This window comes from Mesorhizobium sp. M7D.F.Ca.US.004.03.1.1 (genome assembly GCF_003998635.1).
In the GTDB taxonomy this organism is placed as follows: Bacteria; Pseudomonadota; Alphaproteobacteria; order Rhizobiales; family Rhizobiaceae; genus Mesorhizobium; species Mesorhizobium loti.
On sequence record NZ_RZQG01000300.1, the window covers coordinates 1 to 6,436 of the forward strand.

The window sequence follows — 6,436 nt, forward strand, 5'->3', positions numbered from 1 at the left end:
GCAGATCGAAGGTCGCTTCCGCGATCGCCGCCAGGTCACGCTCGCGGATCGTGTCGGTGACCAGCAGCGTCTCGCCGCGCGCGCTTTGCTCTTGGATAGCGCTGCGAATGGCCCCGGCGCCGGCATCGACGACGAGATAGGGCACCAGCCCGACCTTGCCCTTGCTCTGCGCCTGCAGCACGCGAACCAGATTGGAATCGGTCATCGGCGTCAGCGGATCGAACCGCTTGGGCGATTCACCCAGCAACTGGGCGCCGCCGAACATGTGCCCCTGATAGACGGTGCGGCCGGTCTCACACAGCGCCGGGGTGAACAGCGTGACGCCGCCGCCAAGCCGCTCGAGCAGCGCCTCGGCGCAAGGGCCGATATTGCCTGTGGGCGTCGAATCGAACGTGGCGCAGTATTTGAAGAAGATCTGCCGCGCGCCCGCTTCCACCAGCCGGTCCGCGGCCTCCCGCACCTGGTGCACCGCGTCGCTGGCCGCGATGACGCGGGTCTTTAGCAGGATCACATGGGCAAGATTGCCTGACGGGATCGGCGCGTCCAGCCCGACCGTGCATCCCGTGGGAATGCCGCGCGCCACCAGCATCGACGCCAGTTCGGTGCCGCCGGTCAGATCGTCGGCGATGGCGCCGAACAGCAGGGAAGGCATCGCGGTCATGCGGCCCGTCCCATGTCTGGCCGTTTCATGTCGGCCGGTCTCATGGCTGCTTGTCTCATGTCGGTGGTCAGGCCATTCGTGGTATCATATACACAGCCGACGCGACGCCTGCGCGACTGCAAGAACGGAGAGCGGATATGACTGCTTCTATCGCGCCGATCGCGCGCGACAATCTGACGACGCGTGTCTACGAGGAGCTTCGCCGCGCCATGATGGAAGGCCGTTTCTGGCCGGGCCATCGCTTCAAGATCCGCGATCTCGCCGCCAGCCTTCAGGTGTCTGAGACGCCGGTGCGCGAGGCGCCGATGCAGCTGGTGCGCGAAAAAGGCCTGGAGATGGAAGCCGGCCGCTCGATCACCGTCGCCCAACTGTCGCTGACCCAGTATCTGGAACTGCGCAGCATCAGGCTGCATCTCGAAGGCATGGCCGGTGCCGCGGCAACGACGCGCATCGAGCCGCGCGAGATCGACCGCCTTGCGGCGGTGCATGACAGGCTGATCGCCGACGAGGACAACGGCCGCTGGTTCGAAGCCGTCCGCGACAATTGGGAATTCCATCACTCGATCTATCAGGCGGCGCAAATGCCGGAACTGCTGGCCATCATCGAGGGCATCTGGCTGCGCAACGGACCGCTGGTGAACTATCAATACCCGCACGCCAGGCCGACCTATGATGGCCGCCACCGGCATCTCGACATCCTCGACGCGCTGCGCGCGCGTGACGAGAACGGCGTGCGCAAAGGCATTCAGCAGGACATGATCGAAGGCGGCCGCCTGCTGGTCAAGGTTCTCGAACGATTGAACGACGGCGCGGTCACGCCCGAGGAACTGCGTCGCGCGGCTCAGAACGGCCGCTTGGTGTCGGCCGCCGGCTGAACGGTTTGTTGTTTCCCACCGCATGGGTGCCGGTCACGCCACCTGTGCCGCGGCGGCCATGCCGGCATCGGCGGCCTGCAGGGCAAGATCGATATCTTTTGCGGTGTGCGCGGCGCTCAGGAACATGTTGTGCCGGGGATGGAAATAGGCGCCTTCGCGCAACGCCGCAGAGCAGAAGGCGTTGGCCAGCTTGAATTCGGCATCGTCGTCGAACAGCACCATCGGCATCGACACCGGGCCGGTCTGGCGCAGTGACAGGCCATGCTTCTTCGCTGCCGCGTCGAGGCCTGAGCGCAACCTGTCGCCGGCCTGCGTCATGCGGGCAATGGCATCGGTGTCGCGCAGCGTGTTGATGGTGGCGATCGCGGCGGCCATGGCGACGGCGCCATACCAGAACGAGCCCGTCACATAGACCTTGGTCGCGGCTTCGCGAAACCGGTCGGTACCGGTGATCGCGGCAAGCGGATAGCCATTGGCGATCGCCTTCGAGAAGGCGGACAGGTCCGGCCGCACCCCGAGCGGCTCCCAACTGCCGGCGAGGTCGATGCGGAAGCCGGCCCTGACATCATCGACGATCAGCGCCGCATCGGCGGCGGTGGTGAGTTCGCGCGCCCGTCTGGCGAAGCCGGCGGTCGGCAGTTCCTGGTCGCGGGCGATGTCGTGCCGGAAGGCGGTCACCACGACCGCTGCAAGATCATCCCCGGCCTGCTCGACGGCTGCCTCAAGGCTGGCAATGTCGTTGTAGTCGAAATGGATCAGATGGGCGCGGTCCTCGGCAGTGACGCCGGCCAGCGAAGGCGTGCACCACGGCACAGCGCCGTGATAGGAGCCACGCGCGACCAGCACCTTGCGTCGGCCGGTGCCGGCGCGCGCGATCGTCACGCAGGCGGTGGTGGCGTCGGTGCCGTTCTTCTGCAGCATCGCCCAGTCGGCATGGGCGACGGTCTTGACCAGCAATTCCGCCAGTTCGACCAGCACCTCGCCCGGGCCGTTCATCGCATCGCCCAGGCGACGTTGCCGCTCGGCTGCTGCCTCGACGGCCTGATGATGGTGGCCGAGGATGTTGGGACCCCAGCTGCACATCAGGTCGATGTACTCGCGCCCATCGACGTCCCAGACCCGGCAGCCGTCGGCGCGCTCGAAGAACTGCGGATAGGCGGGGCCGAGATAGCGCGTTGCCATGTGTCCCCACATGCCGCCCGGAATGACCGAGGCCGCACGCTCGCGCAGCAACTTGTCCTTGGAGTTGATCAGGGAAGGCATAGCGAGGTCTCCGCACTTTGATATATCATATATTGATTTTGATGCTGGAAGAACAGGATTTGCCGGTCTTCCAGGATGAGTAGCGGGAGGCGGCTGGCCGCCTCCCGCTTCTTTCGCTCAGTGGCTGAGTTCCGCCAGCGGCAGGTTGCAGCAGGCGCTGTAGCGTACGCCCTTGACGTCCGACTTGTAGGCCAGGATCAGGTTAGGGCTGACCAGCGGCAGGATGATCCTGTCCTTGATCATCTCTTCGCCGATCTGGTGCCAGAGCTTGGCCGCCTCGTCGCCGCTCGCTGCCAAGGCCGCCTTGTAGAGGTCCACTTCCTTCGGGTTGATCACCGACGGGTCGCGCTCCGCGCCGGCGCGCCGCGACCACGGGCTGCCCTTGGTCATGGCGAAATAGTCGATGTATTGCGAGGTGCCGTAATAGTCCGGCGCGTAGAACACCGCCGTCATCGGGATGCCGTCGCCATTGACGCGTTCGCGCCAGTTGGCGAAGGGGATCGGCTGCAGGTCGAGCTTGATGTTGATCTTGGCCAGATCCTGCTGGACCTTCTGCATCAACAGCGAGAGATCAACGCCGTAGACATTCATGCCGGGGAACGCCGCTTCCATCTCGAAGCCGTCGGCATGGCCGGCCTTGGCCAGAAGTTCCTTTGCCTTGGCGACGTCATAGGGCTGTGCCTCGAAGCCCGAACCGCCGGGGAAGCCGAGCGGGATCGGCGCGCTGATCAGCTGGCCCTCGGAGCCGATGGTGAAGTCAAGGATACCAGGACGGTCGAGGCCGAGCGAGATGGCCTCGCGCACCTCGGGCGTCAGCGGAACCTTGTTGGCCTTGGCGCCGGGCGACAGCGCCACATAGATGAAGTTGTAGGACGGCACGGTCTCGATCTTGACGTCGCTGCCGGTCATCGTCTTGGCCGTGTCCGGGTCGATCTGCATGGCGATGTCGGCGGTGCCGCTCTGCAGCATCTGCGCCTGCGCCACCGCGTCCTTGGTCTGGCGGATGACGACTTCGCTTAGCGCCGGTGCCGTGCGCCAGTACTTGTCGTTGCGTGCCAGTCGCAGTTCCGAATTGGGCTCGTAGGATTTCAGCACGAACGGCGCGCTGCCGGCCGAATGCGCCAGGAACCAGGCCTCGGCATTGTCCGTCGTCGAGGCGTCCGCATCGGCCTTGGCGCCGGCTTCGGAAGCGACCTTGCTGTTGACGATCGCTGCGTAGGGTGCCGCCGCGATGTTGAGGAATTCGGAGCTCGGCGCGACCATCTTGACGACGACCGTATGCGCGTCCGGGGTCTCGATCGAGGCGACATTGTCCATCAGGAACGAGGCGCTGCCCTTGAGGTTCTTCAGCCGCTCCCAGGACCATTTGACATCCTTGGCTTCGACCGGCGAACCGTCCGAGAATTTGGCGGCCGGGTCGAGCGTGAAGGTGAAGCTGCTCTGGTCGGCATTGCCTTCCCACTTCGAGGCGAGCAGCGGGATCAGCTTGTTGTCCTTGTCCAGCGTCAGCAGCGATTCATAGACGCTGGAATTGTAGATCTGGCAGGTGTCGCAGAAGGCGCGGTGCGGATCGAGCGAATTGAGGTCGATGTTGCGCGCGATGACCAGCGGCTTGCTGTCCTGCGCGAAGGTGGCCGGTGCCCAGAAGGCGCTGGTGGCCAGCAGCACCGCTGCCAGCATCGTCGCCCTGGTCTTGTTTCTTGGTAGGGCCCTGGTCTTGTTTCTTGGTAGGATGGTCATGTCAGTTCTCCCATTTTCTTGTCGGATCTTTGTGGCAATGCGTTCGCCCTATCCACCCACGGCAGTGAGGGATTGAAGCGCGGCCTTGAGCTTTTCAGCGCCGCCCAGTGCGGCGCGGTTGAGCGGGGCCGATACGACGGGAGCCGAGAGGCTTCCCGTCACATGCAGGATCTCGTGATCGAGATAGTCGAACACGCGATCCTGAATCTCTTGGGTCAGTCGTCCGCCAAGCGACAGCCCACGCTGCACCTGTTCGACGACGGCCACCCGGTTGGTCTTGCGGATCGAGGCTTCCACCAGCGCCCAGTCAAGCCCGGTTGGGTCGAGGCTGCGCAAGTCGATGATCTCGGCATCGACGCCGGTCTCCTCGACAACCTGGCTGGCGACGGCAACCATGCTGGCACTGGTGAGCAGTGTGCAGGCGCTGCCCGGCCTGACGATCTTCGCCTTGCCGAGCCGCACGCAATAGTCGCGGTCGTCCGCAGGCACAGGCCCTTCGCTCGGGAACAGTTCGACATGCTCGATCACGACGACCGGATCGTCGCATTTCAGCGCTGAATTCATCAGGCCGATATAGTCGAAGGGCGTCGTCGGAGCGACGATGCGCCAGCCGGGAAACAGGGCGAACAGGCCGGACGGATCGCCCGAATGCTGCGAGCCGTAGCCGGTGTGCGGCGAAACGCGCACCCTGACCACGATCGGCACCGGAAAACCGCCACCGAACATGTGGCGTACCTTGCTGACCGCGTTGAACAGCTGGTCGGCGGCCACCAGGCAGAAGTCGCCGAACATGATCTCGACGATCGGCCGCAGGCCGCAAAGCGCTGCCCCCAGCGCCACGCCGACAAAACCGTTCTCGGCGATCGGCATCGCCAGCACGCGCTCCGGCCAGCGTTCCAGCGCACCTTTTGTGGCACCCGAGACGCCGCCGCGCAGCCGGTGCACATCCTCGCCCATGATGATGATGCGCGGGTCCTGCTCCATGGCGCGAGCGATGACTTCGGACGCGGCAACCATGAATTTGACCGGCTTGGTCTCGGCCGGCGGCACATCCTCGATCTCAAGGAAGCGCTCGCCCTTCAGTTCCGACAAGTCGCCGCGTATCTGGTTGTCGACGTCGCTTGGGTTCGGCCACAGATGGTCGGGAATGCGCAGCGCGTTGCCGCTCATTTCGGTCAGCGAATCGGCAGCACTGTTGACCACCTCCATGACGCGCTGGTCGAGTGTGCCGAGATCGGAAGCGTTCAGAATGCCCATCGTCTTCAGGCGAGCGGCCATCGTGGCAAGTGGGTCGCGCGCTTTCCAGGCATCCTCTTCGGCGCGTGTGCGGTAGCCGAATTCGCTGCCTGGGCGGGCGCCGCTCTGATGTAAAAACCGGTAGCAGAGCGCCTCGATCAGCACCGGGCCTCCGTCTTCCTCGATCGTCCGGCGCGCCTCGCGCATGGCATGGTGGACGGCCACCACATCCATGCCATCACATTCGATGCCGCGAAAGCCGAGCATGGGTCCGCGCGAGGCCAGCCGCGTCTCGCGCGTCTGTTCGTTGATGTGCGTGGAGACGGCATAGAGATTGTTTTCGGCGAAAAAGATCACCGGCAACCGGTAGAGCGCGGCGATGTTCATCGCCTCGTAGGCCGGTCCCGCCATCATCGTGCCGTCGCCGAAGAAGGCGACCGAGATTGTGCCGGTGCCAAGCAGCTTGTCGGCGAGCGCGTAGCCGGCCGCGTGCGGCAGGTTGCCGCCGATGATGGCGCTGGTGCCAGGTATCCCCGAAGTATCGTCACGCATATGCATCGAGCCGCCACGGCCGCCGCAATAGCCTGACTTAAGGCCCATGATCTCGGCCATCAGGCCGCGAACCGAGCCCTGCATGTCCGGATTGAAAGCGTCGCGCAGC

Annotated in this window: 5 protein-coding genes; 1 reads left to right on the forward strand and 4 read right to left on the reverse strand. The window is 64.8% G+C overall.

What is annotated here, in order from left to right:
• Nucleotides 1-661, reverse strand: a 661-nt coding sequence (locus EN935_RS17770) for a four-carbon acid sugar kinase family protein (protein WP_164771182.1), incomplete at its 3' end; no start/stop codon positions are given.
• A gap of 137 nt (nucleotides 662-798) precedes the next feature.
• On the opposite strand from EN935_RS17770, the gene EN935_RS17775 reads away from it, so the two are divergent.
• Nucleotides 799-1,536, forward strand: a complete 738-nt coding sequence (locus tag EN935_RS17775) for a GntR family transcriptional regulator (RefSeq protein WP_127373480.1) — start codon at nucleotides 799-801, stop codon at nucleotides 1,534-1,536.
• 33 nt (nucleotides 1,537-1,569) lie between these two features.
• On the opposite strand, the gene EN935_RS17780 is transcribed toward EN935_RS17775, so the two are convergent.
• The 3 genes from EN935_RS17780 to EN935_RS17790 form a co-directional block, all read right to left on the reverse strand.
• Nucleotides 1,570-2,799, reverse strand: a complete 1,230-nt coding sequence (locus EN935_RS17780) for an aminotransferase class III-fold pyridoxal phosphate-dependent enzyme (RefSeq protein WP_109665907.1) — start codon at nucleotides 2,797-2,799, stop codon at nucleotides 1,570-1,572.
• Between the two features lie 117 nt (nucleotides 2,800-2,916).
• Entirely contained in the window at nucleotides 2,917-4,479 is a 1,563-nt protein-coding gene (locus tag EN935_RS17785) for an ABC transporter substrate-binding protein (protein ID WP_164757562.1), read from the reverse strand.
• Nucleotides 4,480-4,587: 108 nt separating this feature from the next.
• A partial coding sequence (locus EN935_RS17790; RefSeq protein WP_127373481.1) for an alpha-ketoacid dehydrogenase subunit alpha/beta occupies nucleotides 4,588-6,436 on the reverse strand: 1,849 nt, incomplete at its 5' end.